This is a genomic window from Pseudomonas sp. B14(2022) (assembly GCF_012030485.1).
Lineage (GTDB): Bacteria > Pseudomonadota > Gammaproteobacteria > Pseudomonadales > Pseudomonadaceae > Aquipseudomonas.
Genome location: NZ_JAAUVM010000032.1, coordinates 1 through 21129, shown reverse-complemented (window position 1 = coordinate 21129; position 21129 = coordinate 1). Strand labels below are relative to the sequence as shown.

At 59.1% G+C, this 21129-nt stretch carries 17 protein-coding genes, 2 tRNA genes and 1 pseudogene; 11 read left to right on the top strand and 9 right to left on the bottom strand.

What is annotated here, in order from left to right; translation table 11 throughout:
• Positions 1-135: 135 nt before the first annotated feature.
• From HCF10_RS28935 to HCF10_RS28925, 3 genes are all read right to left on the bottom strand, one after another.
• Positions 136-1503, bottom strand: coding sequence for a glutamine synthetase family protein (locus HCF10_RS28935; protein WP_032885992.1), 1368 nt, complete (start codon positions 1501-1503; stop codon positions 136-138).
• 69 nt (positions 1504-1572) lie between these two features.
• Entirely contained in the window at positions 1573-2973 is a 1401-nt protein-coding gene (locus HCF10_RS28930) for an aspartate aminotransferase family protein (RefSeq protein WP_131699177.1), read from the bottom strand.
• Between the two features lie 168 nt (positions 2974-3141).
• Positions 3142-3933 (bottom strand): SDR family NAD(P)-dependent oxidoreductase, encoded by a 792-nt coding sequence (locus HCF10_RS28925; protein ID WP_167656906.1) that lies wholly within the window; start codon positions 3931-3933, stop codon positions 3142-3144.
• A gap of 97 nt (positions 3934-4030) precedes the next feature.
• Between HCF10_RS28925 and HCF10_RS28920 the strand changes: the two genes are divergently transcribed.
• A complete protein-coding gene (locus HCF10_RS28920) occupies positions 4031-4936 on the top strand; it encodes a LysR family transcriptional regulator (RefSeq protein WP_131699175.1) in 906 nt (301 codons plus the stop codon).
• Positions 4937-4956: 20 nt separating this feature from the next.
• Here the strand turns inward: HCF10_RS28920 and HCF10_RS28915 are convergent, their stop codons facing one another.
• Entirely contained in the window at positions 4957-5847 is an 891-nt protein-coding gene (locus tag HCF10_RS28915) for a LysR family transcriptional regulator (RefSeq protein WP_131699174.1), read from the bottom strand.
• A 165-nt stretch (positions 5848-6012) separates the two neighbouring features.
• Between HCF10_RS28915 and HCF10_RS28910 the strand changes: the two genes are divergently transcribed.
• The 6 genes and pseudogenes from HCF10_RS28910 to HCF10_RS32210 all read left to right on the top strand — a co-directional run bounded on the left by HCF10_RS28910 (position 6013) and on the right by HCF10_RS32210 (position 12961).
• Positions 6013-7095, top strand: coding sequence for a 4-oxalomesaconate tautomerase (locus HCF10_RS28910; RefSeq protein ID WP_131699173.1), 1083 nt, complete (start codon positions 6013-6015; stop codon positions 7093-7095).
• Positions 7096-7139: 44 nt separating this feature from the next.
• Positions 7140-8453: a dicarboxylate/amino acid:cation symporter gene (locus HCF10_RS28905; protein ID WP_131699172.1), complete on the top strand. Its 1314-nt coding sequence runs from the start codon at positions 7140-7142 to the stop codon at positions 8451-8453.
• A 128-nt stretch (positions 8454-8581) separates the two neighbouring features.
• On the top strand, positions 8582-9886 hold the full coding sequence (locus HCF10_RS28900) for a CitMHS family transporter (RefSeq protein WP_131699171.1): 1305 nt from the start codon (positions 8582-8584) through the stop codon (positions 9884-9886).
• A 91-nt stretch (positions 9887-9977) separates the two neighbouring features.
• Positions 9978-11231, top strand: a complete 1254-nt coding sequence (locus HCF10_RS28895) for an OprD family porin (RefSeq protein WP_131699170.1) — start codon at positions 9978-9980, stop codon at positions 11229-11231.
• 59 nt (positions 11232-11290) lie between these two features.
• Positions 11291-12103: pseudogene (locus tag HCF10_RS32215) on the top strand (cache domain-containing protein); the annotation flags it as partial.
• A 36-nt stretch (positions 12104-12139) separates the two neighbouring features.
• Complete coding sequence (locus HCF10_RS32210; RefSeq protein WP_443200921.1) at positions 12140-12961, top strand: methyl-accepting chemotaxis protein; 822 nt, start codon at positions 12140-12142, stop codon at positions 12959-12961.
• Positions 12962-13204: 243 nt separating this feature from the next.
• Here the strand turns inward: HCF10_RS32210 and HCF10_RS28885 are convergent.
• A tRNA-Asp gene (locus HCF10_RS28885) sits at positions 13205-13281 on the bottom strand.
• Positions 13282-13300: 19 nt separating this feature from the next.
• A tRNA-Val gene (locus HCF10_RS28880) sits at positions 13301-13376 on the bottom strand.
• Positions 13377-13535: 159 nt separating this feature from the next.
• Between HCF10_RS28880 and rdgC the strand changes: the two genes are divergently transcribed.
• The 3 genes from rdgC to sugE all read left to right on the top strand — a co-directional run bounded on the left by rdgC (position 13536) and on the right by sugE (position 15934).
• Positions 13536-14456: a recombination-associated protein RdgC gene (gene rdgC / locus HCF10_RS28875; protein WP_027607105.1), complete on the top strand. Its 921-nt coding sequence runs from the start codon at positions 13536-13538 to the stop codon at positions 14454-14456.
• Positions 14457-14546: 90 nt separating this feature from the next.
• Positions 14547-15512: a bile acid:sodium symporter family protein gene (locus HCF10_RS28870; RefSeq protein WP_131699168.1), complete on the top strand. Its 966-nt coding sequence runs from the start codon at positions 14547-14549 to the stop codon at positions 15510-15512.
• Positions 15513-15619: 107 nt separating this feature from the next.
• On the top strand, positions 15620-15934 hold the full coding sequence (gene sugE, locus HCF10_RS28865; RefSeq protein WP_131699167.1) for a quaternary ammonium compound efflux SMR transporter SugE: 315 nt from the start codon (positions 15620-15622) through the stop codon (positions 15932-15934).
• A gap of 102 nt (positions 15935-16036) precedes the next feature.
• Here the strand turns inward: sugE and HCF10_RS28860 are convergent, their stop codons facing one another.
• The 3 genes from HCF10_RS28860 to HCF10_RS28850 form a co-directional block, all read right to left on the bottom strand.
• Positions 16037-17911 carry an MFS transporter gene (locus HCF10_RS28860; protein ID WP_131699166.1) on the bottom strand — a complete coding sequence of 625 codons (1875 nt, stop codon included), beginning with the start codon at positions 17909-17911 and terminating at the stop codon, positions 16037-16039.
• 57 nt (positions 17912-17968) lie between these two features.
• On the bottom strand, positions 17969-19117 hold the full coding sequence (locus HCF10_RS28855) for a TDT family transporter (protein ID WP_145337982.1): 1149 nt from the start codon (positions 19115-19117) through the stop codon (positions 17969-17971).
• A gap of 88 nt (positions 19118-19205) precedes the next feature.
• Positions 19206-20405: an MFS transporter gene (locus HCF10_RS28850; protein WP_167656904.1), complete on the bottom strand. Its 1200-nt coding sequence runs from the start codon at positions 20403-20405 to the stop codon at positions 19206-19208.
• Between the two features lie 90 nt (positions 20406-20495).
• Here HCF10_RS28850 and HCF10_RS28845 point away from each other — a divergent pair, with 90 nt between their 5' ends.
• Positions 20496-21035 carry a TetR/AcrR family transcriptional regulator gene (locus HCF10_RS28845; RefSeq protein ID WP_167656903.1) on the top strand — a complete coding sequence of 180 codons (540 nt, stop codon included), beginning with the start codon at positions 20496-20498 and terminating at the stop codon, positions 21033-21035.
• Positions 21036-21129 lie beyond the last annotated feature (94 nt).

Genomic DNA, 21129 nt, shown 5'->3' with positions numbered 1-21129 from the left:
ATGATCGTACTGACCATAATCGCCGTGTTCGGCACCGCTTCTTTTGCTTCGAGCACTTGGCCACGCGCCAGCCACGCAAGAAAAAGGTCAGGTAGCCTCAGCGGTCCGTTTCAAGGCGTCCTGACGGGTCGACATTCATGCGTGAGTGAGGTACCAGCGCCAGTCCTGCTCTCCGACTTCAGCATTGAATTGACGGAACTCGCGCCACTTGATCGCCAGGAACACCTTCAGGAATTCAGCGCCCAGCGCCTCACGTGCCCAGGTTGAGCGTTGCAGTGCCTGCAACGCTGTCAGCCAGTCGGTGGGTAGAAAATCGGTCGCCTGTTCATAGCCATTCCCCACAATCGCCGCGCCGGGATCGCTTTGATGAGTGATGCCGTGGTGAATGCCCGCCAGTAACGCGGCAGCGGCGAGATAGGGGTTGGCATCGGCACCGCAAATGCGGTGTTCGATGTGCCGACTGATGGCGGGGCCGCCGGGCACGCGGAACGACACCGTACGGTTGTTGACGCCCCAACTTTTAGCCAGCGGCGCGTAACTACCGGTCTGGAAGCGTCGATATGAATTGGCATGGGGGCAAAATATCGCCAGCGAGTCAAATAAGGTCTCCATCATCCCGCCGATGGAGTGCCGCAACAATGGCGTACCCTGTGGGTCTTCGCTCGCATACAGGTTATTCCCGTGCTCGTCGGCCAGGCTGACGTGCAGGTGCATACCGCTGCCGGCCTGATCGCTGAATGGCTTGGCCATGAAGCACGCTTGCAGCCCATGTTTGTTGGCCACCCCCTTGACCAGGCGTTTGTAACGTACGCCTTCATCAATGGCCTGGAGTGCGTCGAAACGATGCTCCAGCGTCAACTCGACCTGGCCTGGCGCGTACTCGGATATCGCCGTACGTACCGGCAACCCCTGCAGCGCGCACGCCGCGTAGAGGTCATCAAGAAACGGTTGAAGCTGCTCAAGCTCGTATACGCCATAGACCTGTGGAGCAACAGGGCGTACGCCATTGGTCTGCAACGCCGGCTGCGGCCGACCGTTGACGTCGCGTTGTCGGTCCAGCAGGTAGAACTCCAACTCAACGGCCATGACCGGATGGAATCCATCGGCTTTCAGCCGCTCGATGGTGTTCACCAGTACGTGGCGCGGGTCCGCCGGTGCGGCGGGAATACCTTGGGTCGGGTGCATGCTCACCTGCACTTGACCGGTGGGGTTGGTGCGCCAGGGTTGCAAGGTCAGGCTTCCCGCCAAGGGGTATGTCCAACAATCGGCGTCAGCAACATCCCAGACCAAGCCTGTGTCTTCTACGTCTTCACCCTGCACGGTCAAGGCGAGAATGGAACTTGGCAGTGGCCGACCATTTTCGTAGATCGCCAGCAGTTCGTCGCGATGTAACAGTTTGCCCCGTGGAACGCCATTCGCGTCGATAAGGAACAACTCGATGCTCAGCACTTCAGGGTGGGCGGCCAGATAATCTACGGCCTCTTTTTTATCCGCAAATTGCATGTCAAACCTCTTAGCGCTTATTCAAGCGACTGGCAGTATTTAAGAACAATGGCGTTTTCAGACGTGCAGTTATGAAGCGATAACCCGCGCGCCAGGTTGGGCAAGCAGGGTGGTCAGCGCGTTATCCAACTCAGCGATCAGCCTATCGATATCCGCATCACTTGTTTGCGGACAGCACAGGGTCATGTTGTGAAAAGGCGTGATCAGGATTCCGCGGTTGATGAGATAAAGATGCAGCGCCATTTGAAGGCTGTCATGAAAAGCCGCCTCGGCTTGCGCGCCTGTTCTTGGCGAGGTAGCACAGAATTGAAACTCACAACGCGCGCCCAACTCTGTGACAGACCAGTTCAGTTGGTGCCGCTTGAACAACCCTCGAAATCCCTGGGCCAGCCTTGAGGCCAGGGGCAACATGTGCTCGTATGCAGACTCTGTCATGACCTCTTCGAGACTGACGCGCATGCAACGCATCGCCAGGGCATTGGCGGACAGCGTCGTTCCCATGCCACTGTGGCCATGCCCGCCGCTCTCCTCGCTGATGGTCTTCTGGACGTCGCGCATGGCCGAGGCGACTGGCTCGCTAACGCCAAACACCGCGCAAGGCACGCCACCTGCAATGGGTTTACCCACCACGAAAAAGTCGGGTTTCAAATCCCACTGGCGAGTGCATCCACCGAGGCCGGTGGAAATAGTGTGGGTCTCATCAATGACCAACAGGCTGCCATATTTAAGGGTCAGCTCTCGGCACTTTTGCATGAACCCCGGATCCGGCAGGACCATGCCAATGTTCGTCATCGCCGGTTCGCACATCAGCGCGCACACATCGCCCTGGGCTAATGCCGCCTCCAGTGCGGCGACATCGTTGAAGGGGATGGATCGACTGTATTGGCTCAAGTCGTAGGCTTGGCCCACAAGACCTGAACGGTGCACTGTTTTGCCGTCGCGGTAGCGCACCATCACGTCATCCACGGTGCCGTGGTAGCAGCCATCGAACACCAGCAAGACGTTGCGCTGGGTGATAGCGCGCGCCCAGCGCAGCACATACCGGTTGGCGTCAGTCGCATTGGCGGTCACTTGCCAGTAAGGCAGCTCGAATCGCCGAGCCAGCAACTCGCCGCAGACCACCGCGTCTTCGCCCGGCAGCATCGTGGTCAAGCCATTATTCGCCTGCTCGGTTATGGCGCGGACAATAGGATCAGGTGAATGGCCAAACATCGTGCCGGTGTCGCCAAGGCAAAAGTCTATGTATTCATGCCCGTCAACGTCGGTGAAGCGCGCCCCTTTTGCACGCTGGACGAAGAGCGGCGAAGGCATCGACCAATCGCTCATCCAGTGCATGGGCACACCGTTGAACAGATTCGCCTTGGCGCGCTCGGCCAGCGCCAGTGAAGTTGGGTTGTTTTCTATAAACCGGGCACGCTCGGAGGCGGTAAAAGCAGCAATCGCTGATTCACTAATTCCACTTTTCGACATGATCAATACCCTATGTTAATTATCAAATTAATTAAAAGTCCGTTGCTGAATGACAGCCGGATACAGCTCAAAGAACTCAACTGTTCTTTGATACATCGCGCTTTTATAAATCTCGGTTATAGCCCCCGCCCAATATCGTGGATTGAGCGCGCTGGAGCGTATTCAAACTTAATAATCGCCGTGAGGGGCTTTGTTCTCGACCAGACAGTTCCCGCCATCCACCACGAGGACTTCCCCAGTGATGTAACTGGCGTCAGGCGATGCCAGAAATGCAACCGCCGTCGCCACTTCGCGGGGGCTGCCGGCGCGCCCAATGGGGGTGAAGCGCCCCGCCTCGGCTTCAAAGGGCGTGGTTGAGCCCGTGGTGATCCAGCCGGGGGCCACGCTGTTGACGGTAATCCCCTGCTTGGCGACTTCAAGCGCAAGCCCCATGTTCATGCCCACCATCGCTGCCTTTGCGGCGCTATAAGCGGCTTCCCCCGGATTGCTCCCGCGGGTGCCCGTGGTAGAACTGATATTGACAATGCGTCCGTAACCTCGCGCCCTCATACCGGGTAAAACAGCCCGCGTCAGAAGAAAAGCGGTGGTTAAGTTTCTGGCCAGTGAAAGATTCCACTCATGCAGTTCCATACTCGCCAATTCCGAGAAAACCTCAGGGCTTCCTTGCATGGCCATACCGGCATTATTCACCAGAATATCGACCCGCCCCCAGACTGACTCTGCCCATAGGCCGAACTCGCGCACCTGACTTTCATTGGTGAGGTCAGTTGCCCGGCCTTCAACTTCAAACCCTTCTGCGAGTAGCTCTTTAACTCGATCCTCGATGCGCTTGCTGCTAGCGGTGATGATCAATCTCGCGCCCGCTGCACCCAGCCTGCGTGCGATCGCCATACCAATACCCGCTTCACTTCCGGCACCACTGATAAGTGCCACTTGCCCCCTCAAATTAGTATTTAACATGGTGTTCCCCACGTACTTAATTTGTAATAGAAGTGGAAATTAGGCTAATAAATCTGATAAATAAAGACAATCATCATCAGGAAATCTGACAACCGTTATGGCGTTCACCAGTGAGTCACTCAAAATTTTCCTTGCGGTTGTCGACAGCGGCTCCTTTTCTGCCGCCGCACGCAAATTGGGCCGGGTACCCTCCGCCATCAACATGGCGGTGTCGCAGCTGGAAGCGGAGCTGGATTTATTGCTTTTTGACCGATCAACCCGCAAAGCCATTCCTACGGCCGCCGCCAAAGCACTTGAGCCTCAGGCACGACAGGTCGCCAGCCAGTTAAACCTGCTGGACGCCCATGCGCTCCAGCTTCATCAGGGGTTGGAGGAGCGCTTGGTCCTTGCGATGGCGCCGGAGTTGCAAACAGGCGTATGGAATCGTCCGCTGGCCATTATCGCCAGGGAGTTTCCCACGCTTGAAATCGAGATTCGCTCCGCGTCCCATCCGGAGGCGATGCGCATGCTACATGAAGGGCGTGTGCAATTGGCACTTGGATTTGAACGACCAGGGCTTGACGAGCGGGAAACGTTTCTTGAAGCAGGGAGCCAATTGTTAGTCGCCGTTGCCTCTCCTGATCATCCTGCGGCCGCCGGCAAGAAAAGCCCCTTAAGTGAAGAGCAACTGGTCAACGTTCGGCAGATCATCGTGGCTACTGGAGGACCTACAGACTCTGATCCACGTGTTGTGCTGTCACGGCGGATTTGGCACAGCGACAATTATCTGGCAACGCTGGATCTGGTGCAGCAAGGATTGGGCTGGGCTTATCTTCCGCAACCGCTGGTACAACCTCTCATCACTTCGGGCGCATTGACGGAGGTGGTGTTTGACAACATGCCGAGTCAGATGCGGCTATGGGTCGATATCATCTGGGTAAAGAACCGCCCCCTGGGGCTGGCAGCGAGTCGCTACCTGAGCCTGATGCGCAAGATTGTCGAGGGCGAGCCGCGTCGTGTTTGAGAAAAAACCAGCCGTATGGCTCATTGCGGCCACTGCTCAAGCAGTATCGAAACAAATTTTTCCGCCGCTGGCGAAAGCGATGACCCCCGACGGTAGACCAAGCCCAAGGAGCGGTTCACTACCGGTTCGATCAACGGAACGCTGACCAAGGTTGGATGATCTTGAGCCGGCATGGCCAGGCTCGGCATCGCCGAAACCCCCAGGCCGGCCTCCACCAGGCCCAGCGAAGTAGAGAGGTGCTGGACTTCGTAGAACCATTGCGGCCGCCAACTCAAGCCCGACAACGCGTGATCGAGCAGCATGCGGTTCCCGCTCAGGCGCCCTACCCCAATAAGGCGGTAATCGCTCAATTCAGACCAGGTGACCGAACTGCGCCCAGCCAGTTCATGATCTCGCCGGCACGCTAATACAAAAGGTTCGCTGACCAAGGGCACGAACTCAATGTCCGGATGCTGCCCACTCATCATGTTGATACCGAAGTCGGCTTCCCCCCGCAGCACCGCTTCAAGCCCCTCATTGGCACTCAAATCCAGCAGGCGGATCCGAATTTTCGGGTAGCGCTCGTTATACAGGCGAATGACTGAAGGCAAGAAATAGAAAGCCGCAGTCGGGATACACGCCAGGGTCACCCGGCCAATCTGGCGTTCGGCCAGTTCACGGATATTGAGAATCGACTCATCGAAGTCGTCCAGCAACCGACGCGCCTTTGGAAGAAAGTCCCGACCCACGCTCGTGAGGCTGACCTTCCGCGTGGTGCGATCAAGCAAAGAGGTGCCCAACCCCTCTTCCAGTTTTTTTATTCGGCGACTGAGGGCAGGCTGAGACAGGTGCAACGCATCGGCTGCTTCATGGAAGCTGCCAAGTTCGGCAATTTTCACGAAGGATCGAATGTCGTTCAGCTCATATTCCATGTCTTATCTCATCAGAAGAAGGCGTCGAAAGGAAATTCAGCGTAAATTTATCATTCGTAAAACGCAACAATCTCTTCAATTTTTGCATTTGAAACATTTTTTAAAGCTTGAGACTCTTGCCCCCAGAACATCAATTACATCGATTGATCAACAAGAGTCAGTGTCATGCAAAGAATTCCCTGTGTGCTGATGCGCGGTGGTACCTCCAAGGGTCCGGTATTTCTGGATTGGGACTTGCCGGCCGCCATCGAGGAACGTGACGAGCTGCTGCTCAACGTAATGGGCTCCGGCCATGAACTGGAGATCGATGGTATCGGCGGTGGCAGCCCGCAAACCAGCAAGGTCGCGATTGTCAGCCCTTCCCTGCACCCTGACGCGGACGTCGATTACCTGTTCGTCCAGGTGATGGTCTCGCAGCGTCGGGTGGACAGTGCCCCCAACTGCGGCAACATGCTGTGTGCCGTCGGCCCGTTCGCCATTGAGCAGGGCCTGGTCAAAGGCTCCCCGGGACACACCCGCGTCCGCATTCGCAACGTAAACACCGGCACCTTCATCCATTCCGACGTCTACACACCCGATGGCAAAGTCAGTTATGAGGGCGATACCGCCATCGATGGCGTGCCCGGTACCGCGGCGCCCGTGCAACTGACCTTCCTCGATGCAGCCGGCAGCAAGACTGGCAAACTCTTCCCCACCGGCAATACACACGACGTGATCGACGGCATTGCCGTGACCTGCATCGACATGGCGATGCCCATGGTGCTCGTCGAAGCCAGTCAACTGGGCAAGCGTGGCGATGAAAGCCCGGCGGAATTGGACGCCGATAAAGACTTCCTGCGGCGCCTTGAGTCATTGCGGCTTCAGGCAGGCCTGGCCATGGGCCTGGGCGATGTCAGCGACAAAGTGATTCCCAAGCCGGTGCTGGTCTCCCCCGCGAAAGCCGGCGGCACGATCCAGGTTCGCTATTTCATGCCGCAAAACTGCCACCGCGCGCTGGCCATCACTGGCTCGATTGGGTTGGCCACCGCGTGCGTCATCGACGGCAGTATCGTTGCGCAGATGCTCGGCGGGGTCAGTACACCGCGCCTTGAAGCGGTGCGTATCGAACACCCGAGCGGCGGGATTGATGTCGTATTGTCCTACACCGGCGGCAACAGTGAGACAATTCAGGCGTCTGTCGTACGCACCGCACGCAGGCTTTTTTCAGGTTACGTCTACGCCTCGGACTCTCAGCGCCTCGCCGGATAATCACGGCGGTCGTTGGCATTTTTTGCATCCACACAATTCTAAAAATGGGTGATGCCATGAAAGTTGTTAAATCGCTCTACTTCCAGATCCTCTGCGCCGTGGTGCTCGGTGTCGTGGTCGGGCATTTCTGGGCCCAGCAGGCCATTGCACTCAAGCCGCTGGGCGATGCGTTCATCAAGCTGATCAAGATGATGATTGCCCCCGTGGTGTTCTGCACCATCGTCACCGGCATTGCCGGGATGAGTGACAAACGCTCGCTTGGGCGCCTGCTCAGCAAGACCATGCTGCTGTTCTTCGGCCTGACGGTGATCAGCCTGGTGATTGGCCTGGTGGCGGTGTATGTATTCCAGCCGGGCGCCGGCATGAACATCGATCCCAGCCAATTGAGCACCAAAGGCTTGAGCCAGTACACAGAGTCGGCCGCAAAGCTTGGGGTTGTGGAGTTTTTCATGCACATCATTCCCGAGACCTTTATCGGTGCCTTCAGTAAAGGCGAAGTGCTGCCGGTCCTGTTTATTGCCGTGCTGTCCGGCTTTGCCTTGTCGTCACTGGGCGAACGTGGCAAGCCGGTACTCGATGTACTCGAGTCCGCCTCGCAAATGGTCTTCAAGATCTTCGCTTACCTGATGCGTTTTGCGCCGATAGGTGCATTCGGGGCCCTGGCGTTCACCGTCGGTCAGTACGGCATCACGTCGCTGGGTTCGCTGGCCAAGCTGATCATGACCTTGTATATCGCCTGCGGCTTTTTCGTGTTCGTGGTACTGGGCAGCATTTGCCGCGCCAATGGCTTCAGCCTGTGGAAGCTGCTGCGCTACTTGCGCGAAGAATTCCTGGTGGTACTCGGTACCTCCTCCACGGAACCGGTGATGCCGCGCATGTTGGAGAAACTCGAAGCGCTGGGTTGCAAAAAAGGCATCGTCGGCCTGGTACTGCCTACCGGCTACTCGTTCAACTTGGACGGCACGGCGATCTACCTGTCTTTGGCAGCGATTTTCATTGCCCAGGCCTGCAACATTGACCTGAGCCTGACGCAAATCATCACCATGCTGGCGATCATGCTGCTGTCCTCCAAGGGCGCCGCCGGTGTGACCGGCAGCGGTTTCGTGGCATTGGCCTCGACCCTGACGGTCATTCACGACATCCCATTGGCCGGCCTGGCACTGCTGATCGGCGTTGACCGCTTCATGTCTGAAGCGCGCGCGCTGACCAGCCTGGCCAGCAACGCGGTCGCGACGGTGGTTATTTCGATGTCTGAAAACGCCTGCCACCGCGAAACGCTGAACCGGGTGCTCGATGGCAAATCTTGCGCGGCACCGGAGAAAGCCTGGCAAGACCTGACGGTCACCAAACACGTCTAGCAACAACCGGATAACGCTTACCCCTGACTGAACCCCCTCCCCGCTCGGCGCCGCTTGCCGCCCGGCGGGTCAGGGCTCGTGCGCCTCGGCGCCAGCCATTATTACGATAACAACAAGAGAATCGTCCTATGCTCGCTTTCCTTGGCTTGGCCATGGTGGTCGTATTCACCTTCCTCATCATGACGAAGCGCTTATCGCCGATCGTCGCGCTCACCGTGGTCCCCATCGTCTTCGCGGTGATTGGCGGCTTTGGCGGCACCACAGGCAAGATGATGCTCGACGGCCTGAAAATGGTCGCTCCGTCTGCCGCGCTGCTGCTGTTTGCGATCCTGTTCTTTGGCCTGATGATCGACGCGGGCCTGTTCGACCCACTGATCCGCAAAATTCTCAAGCGGGTCAATGGCGACCCGATGAAGATCGCGGTGGGCACCGCCCTGCTGTCGCTGCTGGTCGCACTCGACGGCGACGGGACAACGACCTACATGATTACCTGCGCAGCGATGCTGCCGCTGTATAAACGTATCGGCATGAACCCGATGATCCTGGCGACCATCTCCATGCTGTCCTTGAGCATCATGAGCGGCATGACGCCCTGGGGCGGCCCCGCGACGCGCGCTATTGCCGCGCTGGGCCTGGATGCCGGCGAATACTTCGTGCCGCTGCTGCCGACCATGATCGGCGGAGCCGCGTGGGTGGTCTTCACCGCCTTCATCCTGGGGCGCGCAGAGCGCAAACGTATTGGTAACGTGCAACTGCAGAGCGGCGGCGGCGATTGCTACATCAACGCGATTCTCGAGGACACACCCCACAAACGTCCGAAGCTGGCCTACGTCAATCTGGTGCTGGTGATTGCGGTGATGGCGGCCCTGGTGATGGGGCTGATGCATTCCGCGATCCTGTTCCTGATCGGTTTTGTACTCGCGCTGATGATCAACTACCCCCAATTGGACATTCAGAAAGAACGCATCCTGGCGCACTCGGGCAATGCCATGACCGTGGTATTGCTGGTATTCGCCGCCGGGATCTTTGCCGGGATTTTTTCCGGCACCAAGATGGTCGACGCCCTGGCGCAGACCCTGGTCGACTGGATCCCGCCGTCCTGGGGTCATCTGTTCCCACTGGTGGTTGCGATCACCAGCATGCCGCTGACCTTCGTGCTGTCCAACGACGCCTACTACTTCGGTGTGGTGCCGATCCTTGCCAATGCCGCCGCCGCTTATGGCATCGACCCGGTGGAAATCGCGCGCGCCTCGATCCTGGGGCAGCCCGTGCACCTCATGAGTCCGCTGGTGGCCTCAACCCTGTTGCTGGTGGGCATGGTCGATCGCGATATCGGCGACTTCCAGAAAGCCACCGTCAAATGGGCCGTACTGACCTCTCTGGTCGTCACCGCGCTGGCCTTGTTGACCGGGGCCATCAGCCTGTTCACCTGATTCACCCATAACCTCTGCTGCCTTCCAACGCGCCTCACTCACGAGGCGCGTATCGCCCTGTACCCCAAATAACAACAACGAGTCATTTGCCATGAACCATGTGTATACCCGTCGGGCTTTGTTTTGCGCGTTAGGCCTGGTACCCGTCGCAGGGGCCAACGCCGAAGGTTTTATTGATGACAGCAAACTCAAGCTGCAACTGCGTAACGTGTATTTCAACGAGAACTTTCGCGACGAGCACGGCTTGAGCGCACGGGCTGCGCGCACCGCAAAAAGTGAACGCACCGAATGGGCCCAGGGATTTCTGCTGGACTATCAGTCCGGATTTACCGCCGGCACCCTCGGCTTCGGCGTGGATGCCCTGGGGCTGTATGGCGTAAAGCTCGACTCCGGCCGCGGTCGCAGCGGCACCGGGCTCATGCCGCTGCATGATGACGGGAGAGCGGCCGACGAGTTTGCCAGCGCCGGCGCTACCGCAAAAGCCAGGTTCGCCAAAACCACCGTCAAGTACGGCACCTTGCTGCCCAAGACGCCGGTGCTGATTTACAACGATGCACGCTTATTGCCCCAGACCTACCAGGGCACCCAGGTCAGCAGCAGCGACATCGAGAACCTGACCGTCACCGGCGGGCATCTGGACCGTTTCAAACTGCGCGACTCCACCGACAGCGTGCCGATCGTGCCTGACGGCTACAGCGGGGAAAAGTCGGGCGATTTCAATTACGCCGGGGCCGAGTACAAATGGGGCAAGAATGTTCGCCTGAGCTATTTCTACGGGGAGCTGGAGAACTTTTACCGACAGAACTTCGCCGGTATCCAGCACGACCTACCGTTGGCCGGTGGCGTGCTGACCAGCGACCTGCGCTACTTCAACAGCGTTGACAGCGGCTCGGCCTACGCCGGCAAAATCGACAATGACATGCTCAGCGGCCAACTGTCCTACGCCATCGCCGGGCATACCGTCGGCGGGGGCTATCAGACCCTGCGCGGTGACGCCGGCCTGCCCTACATCAGCGGCGCAACCGTGTACTCGTTCAGCAACGCCGGCATCGGCAAGTTCATCGAAGAAGACGAAAAGACCTGGATGCTCAACTACGGTTACAACTTCGCCGCCGTCGGCGTGCCCGGCCTGACCTTCAGTGCGCGCTACCTGAGCGGCAATGACGGCAAGTCCACGACCACGGTCAAGGAATGGGAGCGTGATGCCGAGCTGGCCTACGTTGTGCAGGCCGGCACGTTCAAGGGGCTGGGTGTGCGCATGCGCAACTATGTCTACCGCTCTGAATTTTCCCGAGGCCGCGACAGCAACCGCCTCTACCTCACCTATGACATCGCCCTTTGGTAAGTCGACGATCGCGGCCCTAGCGGCCGCGTTCATACAGATTCAGGTGAGGAACCCCAAGCATGCTGTTTAAAAATAGAGTACTGATGCTGGTGCTGGCCCCGGTGGTGCTGTTATCCACGGTGCTGGCGCTGACAACGAGCACCACCTTGCTGTCGAGCGCCGAGCAGGAAGTCACGGTGACTCGGGAACGCCTGCTTGATGAAAGCCGGGAGCGCTTGAAAGACTACGCCAACCTTGCCCGAACCTCAGTAGCGGACCTGTATGTGCAGGCAGAGACGGGGGACAAAGCAACGCGTGCGCTGGCGATCGCGCGACTGTCGCAAATGAAGTATGGGGACGACGGCTATTTCATCGGTTACGACAGTCAGGTCGTACGCCTGTTTCGGGGCGACAGCCGCGAAGGCGTCGGCACTGACATGAGCGACCGCAAAGACAAGAACGGAATTTACCTGAACCGGGAAATGGTTGCCGCAGCGAAGAACGACACCCACTTCGTCAACTATTCGGGAGCCCTGATCAATACGGATAAAGTCGTTCCCAAGCTGGCCTACAGCTTTTACCTGCCCGCCTGGGACATGGTGGTGGTCACCGCGATTAACCTCGACAGTATCGAAAGCCAGGTTGCCCAGGTGCGTGGAGAAATCCATCAGCGTGTGCGCAGCCTCGTCTATGGGATAACCGTCATTGCCCTGATTGCGCTCGGGATCACCGGCGTGCTCGCATTGTTATTGGTTAAAAGCAGCCTGCGTCCGCTGTCGCGGATTCGCGAGCACCTTGATGAAATCGCAGCGGGCGAAGGCGATCTGACGCGGCGCTTACCCATCAGCCGCGACGAGTTCGGCCAGGTGGCCGTGTCGTTCAATGCCTTCGTCGATAAGATTCACGGGCTGGTCAGCCAGATCGTCGGCATGGCCCGAGAGTTGAATGCATCGGTCACCCAGGTGGCCGAACAGAGCAAATGCATCGATCAGGTCATGGAACAGCAACGCCAGGAAACCGATCAGGTCGCCGCAGCAATTAATCAGATGTCATCCGCGGCGCAAGAGGTAGCCATCAGCGCCCAGAGCGCTTCGGATGCAGCTGGCGAAACCGACTTGCAGGCCCAGCACGCCAGGCAGGTCGTCAATGAAAGCATCGGCCGGTTGGGCACCCTGACCGAGGACCTGTCCGCGGGAGGTGTCTCGTTGAAAAGCTTGCAAGGCGATATAGAAGGCATTGTCACAGTGCTGGATGTCATCCGCTCGATCGCCGAGCAAACCAACCTCCTGGCACTCAATGCCGCGATCGAAGCGGCACGAGCCGGGGACGCGGGTCGCGGATTTGCCGTGGTTGCCGACGAAGTACGTGCGCTGGCAAGCCGGACGCAACTCAGCACCCAGGAAATTCAAGCGATGATCGAGCGCCTTAACCAGGCCACCACGAAGGTCGTCACAGCGATGAGTCATTCCGGCGCAGCAGGTCATGGTGCCAGCCAGCACGCGGAACAAGCCGGGCAATCGCTGGGCAAAGCGGTCGAGTTGATCGTCACCATCAATACGATGAACGCGCACATCGCCAGCGCCGCGCAAGAGCAGACGTCGGTCGCCGAAGAAATCAATCGCAGCGTACATCAGATAGCCCGCGCGATTGAAAACGTCGCAGACCAGACGCAAAGCGGCGTACACACGGTCGATGAGCTGTACGCCATCGGTCATCGCCTGGAAGGCCTGTTGAGGCAATTCAAGATTTAACCGAGACGCCGGCTTGCGTTCAGATTGCAACGCCTGCATGCCGTGGGGCCTGATGAGCCTTCACCAAGACACTGCTGCTGTGCTTATCCACAATTGCTGGGACAACAATCAGCAATCCGCCTTGGGTCAATTTTCAAGTGGCTGGAGGTGGATTCCAGTGGAATCCAGAAACGAAAAATAGCGGCACAAGGCCGCTATTTCCGTGGCTTCCAGGCGCTCAATGGGCCTTGGCGGAAGCAAATATGGCGCAGCGGACGGGACTCGAACCCGCGACCCCCGGCGTGACAGGCCGGTATTCTAACCGACTGAACTACCGCTGCGCGTAACACTTGAAGCGAATGGTGGGTGATGACGGGATCGAACCGCCGACCCTCTGCTTGTAAGGCAGATGCTCTCCCAGCTGAGCTAATCACCCTTCGTCTCGGTGTGGCGCGCATTCTACGGAGCGACCTTGGGTCTGGCAAGCACTTTCTTAAATCTTTTTTTTGAGGCCTTCCAATGGCTTAGGCAGGGTTGGCCTGAGGCGCTATCAAGAGAATAATGCCCCCCTTTGTATAAAGGAGAGACTCACCCCATGTGGTTCAAGAACCTGCTTATCTATCGCCTGACCCAAGATCTGCCTGTTGATGCCGAGGCGTTGGAAGCGGCCATGGCCACCAAACTGGCGCGCCCTTGTGCAAGCCAGGAGTTGACCACTTACGGTTTCGTCGCGCCTTTCGGTAAAGGCGAGGACGCTCCCCTGGTTCACGTCAGCGGTGACTTCCTGCTGATCGCCGCCCGCAAGGAAGAACGCATCCTGCCAGGTAGCGTGGTGCGTGATGCACTGAAAGAGAAAGTCGAAGAGATCGAAGCCGAGCAAATGCGCAAGGTCTATAAAAAGGAACGCGACCAGATCAAGGATGAAATCATCCAGGCCTTCCTGCCTCGCGCCTTTATTCGTCGTTCGTCGACCTTTGCCGCCATCGCGCCGAAACAGGGCCTGATCCTGGTGAACTCGGCCAGCCCGAAACGCGCCGAAGACCTGCTCTCCACCCTGCGTGAAGTGATCGGCACCCTGCCGGTTCGCCCGCTCACCGTGAAAACCGCGCCAACCGCCATCATGACCGACTGGGTCACCACCCAGAAACCGGCCGATGATTTCTTCGTCCTCGACGAATGCGAACTGCGCGACACCCACGAAGACGGCGGCATTGTGCGTTGCAAGCGTCAGGACCTGACCGGCGAAGAAATCCAGTTGCACCTGACCACCGGCAAAGTCGTGACCCAATTGTCCCTGGCCTGGCAGGACAAGCTGTCCTTCATGCTCGACGACAAGATGACCGTCAAGCGCCTGAAGTTCGAAGACCTGCTGCAAGACCAGGCAGAACAGGACGGTGGTGAAGAGGCGCTGGGCCAACTGGACGCCAGCTTTACCCTGATGATGCTGACCTTCGGCGACTTCCTGCCAGCGTTGATCGAAGCCCTCGGCGGCGAAGAAACCCCACAGGGCATTTAAGCCATGTGAAGATCAAAATGTGGGAGGGCTTGCCCTCTCCCACTTTTGACTGCATTTGCACTTCCAGAATCTAACAACAAGGACGCCCCCATGCGCGCACTCGCCGCCTTGAGCCGCTTCGTCGGCAATACCTTCGCCTACTGGGTGTTGATCTTCGCCGTCGTCGCGTTCTTCGAACCCAGCTGGTTCATCGGCCTGAAAAGCGCCATCGTGCCGCTGCTGGGCCTGGTGATGTTCGGCATGGGGCTGACCCTCAAACTTGAAGACTTCGCCGAAGTCGCTCGCCACCCGTGGCGTGTGGCCCTGGGTGTAGTCGCGCATTTTGTGATCATGCCTGGGGTGGCCTGGCTGCTGTGCCAGGCCTTTCACCTGCCGCCGGAAATTGCCGTCGGCGTGATCCTGGTCGGTTGCTGCCCAAGCGGCACCTCCTCCAACGTGATGACCTGGCTGGCCCGTGGCGACCTGGCGCTGTCGGTGGCCATCGCCGCCGTCACCACCCTCCTCGCCCCGCTGCTCACCCCGGCACTGATCTGGCTGTTGGCATCGGCCTGGTTGCCGGTGTCGTTCATGGAGTTGTTCTGGTCGATCCTGCAAGTGGTGCTGCTGCCGATCGTGCTCGGCGTGGTCGCGCAACGCCTGCTCGGCGAGCGGGTCCGCCACGCGGTGGACGTGCTGCCCCTGGTGTCGGTGGTCAGCATCGTGATCATCGTCGCTGCAGTAGTGGCGGCCAGCCAGGCGAAAATCGCCGAGTCGGGCCTGCTGATCATGGCCGTGGTGATGCTGCACAACAGCTTTGGCTACTTGCTGGGCTACTTCACCGGCCGCTTGTTCAAGTTGCCATTGGCCCAACGCAAGTCGTTGGCGCTGGAAGTAGGCATGCAGAACTCAGGGCTGGGTGCCGCGTTGGCCAGCGCGCACTTTTCACCGTTGGCGGCAGTGCCCAGTGCGTTGTTCAGTGTCTGGCACAATATTTCCGGGGCACTGCTGTCGACGTATTTCCGTCGCATGAGCGAGAAGGAAGACCGCCGCGTATTGGAGAACACGCCGCAAACTTGATCGAATGATCAATTTTCGGCACTCTACCGAGCTTCGCGGGGACGACCTCGCGACGCTGTCGAGGCGCACAACCCGGGGACGACCCCGCCTGAAAAAGCGAGGTCATCATGTCCTGGATCATTCTGTTTTTTGCCGGCCTGTTCGAAGTCGGCTGGGCCGTCGGCTTGAAGTACACCGACGGTTTCAGCAAGCCACTGCCCACTGTCCTGACGATTGCCGCCATGGCCATCAGCCTCGGCCTGCTGGGACTGGCCATGAAAGAACTGCCCCTGGGCACCGCCTATGCCATCTGGACCGGCGTGGGTGCCGTGGGCACCGTGATCGCCGGGATTGTCCTGTTCGGGGAGTCCATGGCGTTGTTTCGGTTGGCCAGTGTGGCGTTGATCATTTGCGGGCTTGTTGGGCTTAAGATCAGCGCTTAGGCCGCTACCGCCATCGGGGGCAAGCCCCCTCCCACATTTGACCGAGCTGTCTAGTGTGGAAGGAAGCTTGCCCCCGATGAGGCCAGTACATCCAGCACAGAACTACCTGACACTCCCCCGCAAAACACCAACCACCGCCTGCAACTGCGCAGGCGTAGCCGCGTCCACAGCAACAGGCTCGCCCGCCACCAACACCACCCGCGACCAGATTCGATGAAGGAAGCCCTTATTCGGATCGCGGCTGAAGAAACTCCCCCACAACCCCTGCAACGCCATCGGAATCACCGGCACCGGCGTCTCTTCCAGAATGCGCGTCACGCCACCGCGGAACTCGTTCATCTCGCCATCACTGGTCAGCTTGCCTTCCGGGAAGATGCACACCAACTCCCCGTCCTTCAGGTATTGGGCAATGCGCGTGAAGGCCTTTTCGTAGATCTGAATATCTTCGTTGCGCCCGGCAATCGGAATCGCCCCGGCGGTGCGGAAGATAAAGTTCAGCACCGGCAACCGGTAGATCTTGTAGTACATGACAAAACGAATCGGCCGACGCACCGCGCCACCAATCAACAGTGCATCGACAAACGAAACGTGGTTGCACACCAGCAAGGCTGCGCCTTCGTCCGGAATCAGGTCGAGGTTGCGATGCTCCACGCGGTACATGGAGTGGCTGAGCAGCCAGATCATGAAGCGCATGGTGAACTCGGGGACGATCCGGAAGATGTAGGTGTTGACGGCGACGTTGAGCAGCGAGACCACCAGGAACAGCTCGGGGATCGACAACTTGGCCACGCTCAGCAGCAGGATCGACACAATCGCCGACACCACCATGAACAGCGCGTTGAGAATGTTGTTGGCGGCGATCACACGCGCCCGCTCGTTCTCGGCGGTACGCGACTGGATCAGCGCGTACAGAGGCACGATATAGAAACCGCCGAACACACCCAGGCCAAGGATATCGAACAACACCCACCAGGCTTGGCCATAGCTGAGCACCGCGAGCCAATCATTCGCTTGAACGTTCTGTGGAAAGCCGCCGGAATGCCACCACAGCAGCAGGCCGAACACCGTCAGGCCGAACGAGCCAAACGGCACCAGGCCGATTTCCACCTTACGCCCGGAGAGTTTTTCACAGAGCATCGAGCCCAGGGCGATGCCCACCGAAAACACCGTGAGGATCAGGGTGACCACGGTTTCATCGCCGTACAACCACTCCTTGGCGTAGGCCGGGATCTGTGTCAGGTAGATCGCGCCGACAAACCAGAACCATGAGTTGCCAACAATCGAGCGCGACACCGCCGGCGTCTGTCCCAGGCCCATGCGCAGCGTGGCCCAGGACTGCGTGAAGATATTCCAATCCAGGCGCAGCTGCGGCGTCGATGCCGCCGCCCGTGGAATACTGCGGCTGGCCAGGTACCCCAGCACTGCCACGCCGACAATCGCCACCGCCACGATCGGCGCGTAATGGGTGGACGACATCATGATTCCGGCGCCAATGGTGCCGGCGAGGATGGCCAGGAACGTGCCCATCTCCACCAAGCCGTTGCCACCTACCAGCTCGTCTTCGTGCAGGGCCTGGGGCATGATCGAGTACTTCACCGGACCGAACAGTGCCGAGTGGGTACCCATGGCAAACAACGCCAGCAGCATCAATTCCAAATGGTTGAACAGGAAGCCTGTGGCACCGACGGCCATGATCACGATCTCGCCGATCTTGATCGCGCGGATCAACGCATCCTTGTTGAATTTTTCGCCAAACTGCCCGGCCAGCGCCGAGAACAGGAAGAACGGCAGGATAAACAGCAAGGCGCACAGGTTGACCCAAATGGTGCGGTCACCGTCGATGGTGAGCTTGTAGAGAATCGCCAGGATCAGCGATTGCTTGAAGATGTTGTCGTTGAAAGCGCCCAGCAACTGGGTGATGAAAAACGGCAGGAAGCGCCGTGTGCGCAGCAAGGTGAATTGTGAGGGGTGGCTCATCGTCCGTGTTCCTGCGTGGCCTAATAGTTATCAGGCCACGACTTTACCTAACTCCGCCTACTTATTCCCTAGTCCTGCAATGCACGGCGAAACAAAAAGCTCACCTTTATAGGCGCCCTGCACAGTGCGCTTGGCCACGATCAGCCACATCAGCGCCAACGCCGCCACCAGCACGCTACCAAACACATTAAAGAAACCCAGATGCAACAGGCTCGCCAGCTTCAGCGTGGCCAGGGCGTAAACGCCCAACGGGAAGGTAAAGCCCCACCAGCCCAGGTTGAACGGAATACCGCCGCGCAGGTAACGCAGGGTGATCAATACCGCGATCAGCATCCACCATAAGCCGAAGCCCCACAGGGTGATACCTGCAACCAGGCCGAGACCATTGGCCATTTCCCCCACGCCAGGCAAGCCATTGGCGGCAAAGATCGCTGGTGCATCGCCGCCCAGCAACAACATGCCCAGGGCACCGGTACCGATCGGACCCAGCGCCAGCCAGCTCGACGCGGCCATATTGGCATGGGGCAGTTTGTGCAGGGCCATGCGCAACATCAGGATCGTCAGGATGCTGAACGCCACCGGCAGCGAAAACGCCCACAGCACGTAGCTGGTCACCAGCATCACCAGTTGCGAGTGAGCGTCCGCCAGGTGCGGCGCGAGCAAGCCACCGCTGGCTGCCGCAACTTCTGCTGCAACCACCGGCAGCAGCCACACGGCGGTCATCTGGTCGATGCTGTGTTCCTGGCGGGTGAACATCATGAAGGGGATGAGCACACCGCAGGCCAGGGCCATCGCCACATCCAGCCACCACAGGGCTTCGGCCAGCGGGATCACATCGCCCCCCCAGCGCGGCAGGCCAAACAGCAGCAAGCCATTGAGAATGGTCGCCAGGCCCATGGGAATGGTGCCGAAGAACATAGAGACCGTGGAGTGCCCGAAGATCCGCCGCGCCTCGTGGAAAAACATCAACCAACGCGCGGCATACAAGGCACTGAACAGGATGAACAGGCCGATGGTGAACCACCACAGCCCTTCGGCAATGGCATGCAAACCTGGCAGGTTGACCGGCCATTGCGCCAGGGCCAACGCCAGTACACCGGTGCCCATGGTCGCGGCGAACCAGTTGGGGGTGAACTGACGAATCACTTCCCGAGGGCGGGTCAGGTGACTGAAGGGTTTGTAACTGATGGTCGTCGAGCAGGTCATGATGGCAATCCTCTTCCTCGCATGAGGTTGAGACCATGGTAGAACCTGATCGAATATCTATATAACGGGTAATATCTCTAACTGTTATCTACTTTGCAGATATACAGGCCGCCTTGGACTTTGCCGAATCCTGCAGCAGCAAAGCGACCAACGCCCCGAGGGCCAGCAGGATGAGGACTGCGCCGTACCCGTCGGTGGTGGCGATCAGGCCAAAGCTGCGAATCAGGTTGCCCGCCAGCAGCGAAGGCAAGCAAAACGCCAAATAACTCAGCACATAGAATGCCGACATCAAGCCTGCCCGTTCATGGGGCAAGGCCAGTGGCACCACACTGCGCAAAGCGCCGAGAAAGCCGGCGCCGAAGCCGCTGCCGGCGATCAACGTGGCGATAAAAAACAGCGGCAGGCTGGCGCTGTGCACTGCCGTGAGGATCAGCGCCACCCCCACAGCCAACAGCGTCGCGCCCAGGCGCAGGACCTTACTGGCCGGGCGGTTGCGCAGGGTGAAGATCATCAGCGCCCCGCTCAACGTCAGCACCGCCACCAGGCCGCCGCCGATAAGGTTCGACGTAGAGCCTGTGGCCGCTCGCACCAGCGACGGCGCCAGGGACAAGTAAAAGCCCCCCATCGCCCACACCGCCACGTCCACCGGCAGCGACAACCACAACGCTCGACGCGCCTGGGGCGGCACATGCAGCGTTGGGCGCAGCGATGCCACTGCACCGGGAATGCGAACAACGGTTTCCGGCAGGCGCCATACATACAGCGCCTGCACCAGCATCAGCGCCAGCAGCGTCCAGTAGATCAACTGCGTCGGCAGCGGCGCGAACTCCGCCAGCACACTGCTGCCCATCGCACCGCACGCCATGCCCAGCAGAGGCGCCACACTGTTGACCAGCGGGCCCTGTTGGCGGTCGGTGTCGAGCAATGCCGCGCCCAGCACCGCCGTGGCCATGCCGGTGGCAAACCCTTGCACGGTACGCGCGGCGATCAGCCAAGCCACGCTGCCTTCATTGATGAACAGCAGCATCGCCAGCATATTCAGGACCAACGCAGTAAAAATCACTGGCTTGCGTCCCAGGTGGTCCGACAGCGAGCCCACGGTCAACAGCGCCGCCAACAGGCTCAAGGCGTACACGCCAAAGATCAACGTGAGCATGCCTGCCGAAAACTGCAGCCCCTCCTGATACAGGTGATACAACGGTGTCGGCGCACTGGAAGCCGCGAGAAACGTCAGCAACGTGACCGCGAGGAACACCAGGCTGGACCGATGAGAAGTGAGGCTAGACATGGGCACGCTCCGCTAAAGCTAATATTTTGCTTTTGCGGAGTGTGCTACCCGCCAGCGCTTAAAGCAAATTCTTTGTGTTAAGGTCGCCGCATGGCGATAAAAGAAGGCCTCCGCCCGGGGGGCCGCAGTGCCCGGGTACAAGAATCGGTCCATTCGGCCGTACGTGATTTGCTCGACGCCCATGAGCGCTCCAGTGTCACGGTGCCGATGATTGCCGCGCGCGCAGGCGTCACGCCCTCGACCATCTACCGGCGCTGGGGCGACCTCTCGGTGCTGCTCGCGGATGTGGCCCTGGCGCGGATGCGCCCCGACAGCGAACCCGCCAACACCGGCAGCCTGCGTGGCGACTTACGGGCGTGGGCCGAGCAATATCTGGATGAGATGAGTTCGGAGCCGGGCCGCAACATGATGCGCGATCTGCAATGCAGCGTGACGCCGGGCTACTGCGTGAGCATCTTGAGTGGGCAGTTTCAGGCGATTGTCGATCGTTATCCGGACCAGGCACCACCGAGCGTGGACCACTTGATCAATCTGCTCGCTGCGCCGACGGTGTTTCGTATTCTGTTCTCAACCAAGCCACTGCAAGTTGAAGAACTGCACGCGCTGATCGAGCTGGCACTGAAGGCCTGAAGACCTGACACAAAACCAAATGTGGGAGGGGGCTTGCTCCCGATTGCGGTATGTCAGTCAGCTTATCTGTAGCTGACACATCGCAATCGGGAGC

Excerpts from the sequence above, each read along its gene's own strand:
- HCF10_RS28850 (WP_167656904.1), bottom strand. The coding sequence starts at position 20,405 with ATGTCTAGCCTCACTTCTCATCGGTCCAGCCTGGTGTTCCTCGCGGTC.
- HCF10_RS28870 (WP_131699168.1), top strand. The coding sequence starts at position 14,547 with ATGCGCGCACTCGCCGCCTTGAGCCGCTTCGTCGGCAATACCTTCGCC.
- HCF10_RS28895 (WP_131699170.1), top strand. The coding sequence starts at position 9,978 with ATGAACCATGTGTATACCCGTCGGGCTTTGTTTTGCGCGTTAGGCCTG.
- sugE (WP_131699167.1), top strand. The coding sequence starts at position 15,620 with ATGTCCTGGATCATTCTGTTTTTTGCCGGCCTGTTCGAAGTCGGCTGG.
- rdgC (WP_027607105.1), top strand. The coding sequence starts at position 13,536 with ATGTGGTTCAAGAACCTGCTTATCTATCGCCTGACCCAAGATCTGCCT.
- HCF10_RS32210 (WP_443200921.1), top strand. The coding sequence starts at position 12,140 with ATGGCCCGAGAGTTGAATGCATCGGTCACCCAGGTGGCCGAACAGAGC.
- HCF10_RS28855 (WP_145337982.1), bottom strand. The coding sequence starts at position 19,117 with ATGACCTGCTCGACGACCATCAGTTACAAACCCTTCAGTCACCTGACC.
- HCF10_RS28845 (WP_167656903.1), top strand. The coding sequence starts at position 20,496 with ATGGCGATAAAAGAAGGCCTCCGCCCGGGGGGCCGCAGTGCCCGGGTA.
- HCF10_RS28915 (WP_131699174.1), bottom strand. The coding sequence starts at position 5,847 with ATGGAATATGAGCTGAACGACATTCGATCCTTCGTGAAAATTGCCGAA.
- HCF10_RS28905 (WP_131699172.1), top strand. The coding sequence starts at position 7,140 with ATGGGTGATGCCATGAAAGTTGTTAAATCGCTCTACTTCCAGATCCTC.
- HCF10_RS28860 (WP_131699166.1), bottom strand. The coding sequence starts at position 17,911 with ATGAGCCACCCCTCACAATTCACCTTGCTGCGCACACGGCGCTTCCTG.
- HCF10_RS28910 (WP_131699173.1), top strand. The coding sequence starts at position 6,013 with ATGCAAAGAATTCCCTGTGTGCTGATGCGCGGTGGTACCTCCAAGGGT.
- HCF10_RS28930 (WP_131699177.1), bottom strand. The coding sequence starts at position 2,973 with ATGTCGAAAAGTGGAATTAGTGAATCAGCGATTGCTGCTTTTACCGCC.
- HCF10_RS28925 (WP_167656906.1), bottom strand. The coding sequence starts at position 3,933 with ATGTTAAATACTAATTTGAGGGGGCAAGTGGCACTTATCAGTGGTGCC.
- HCF10_RS28920 (WP_131699175.1), top strand. The coding sequence starts at position 4,031 with ATGGCGTTCACCAGTGAGTCACTCAAAATTTTCCTTGCGGTTGTCGAC.
- HCF10_RS28900 (WP_131699171.1), top strand. The coding sequence starts at position 8,582 with ATGCTCGCTTTCCTTGGCTTGGCCATGGTGGTCGTATTCACCTTCCTC.
- HCF10_RS28935 (WP_032885992.1), bottom strand. The coding sequence starts at position 1,503 with ATGCAATTTGCGGATAAAAAAGAGGCCGTAGATTATCTGGCCGCCCAC.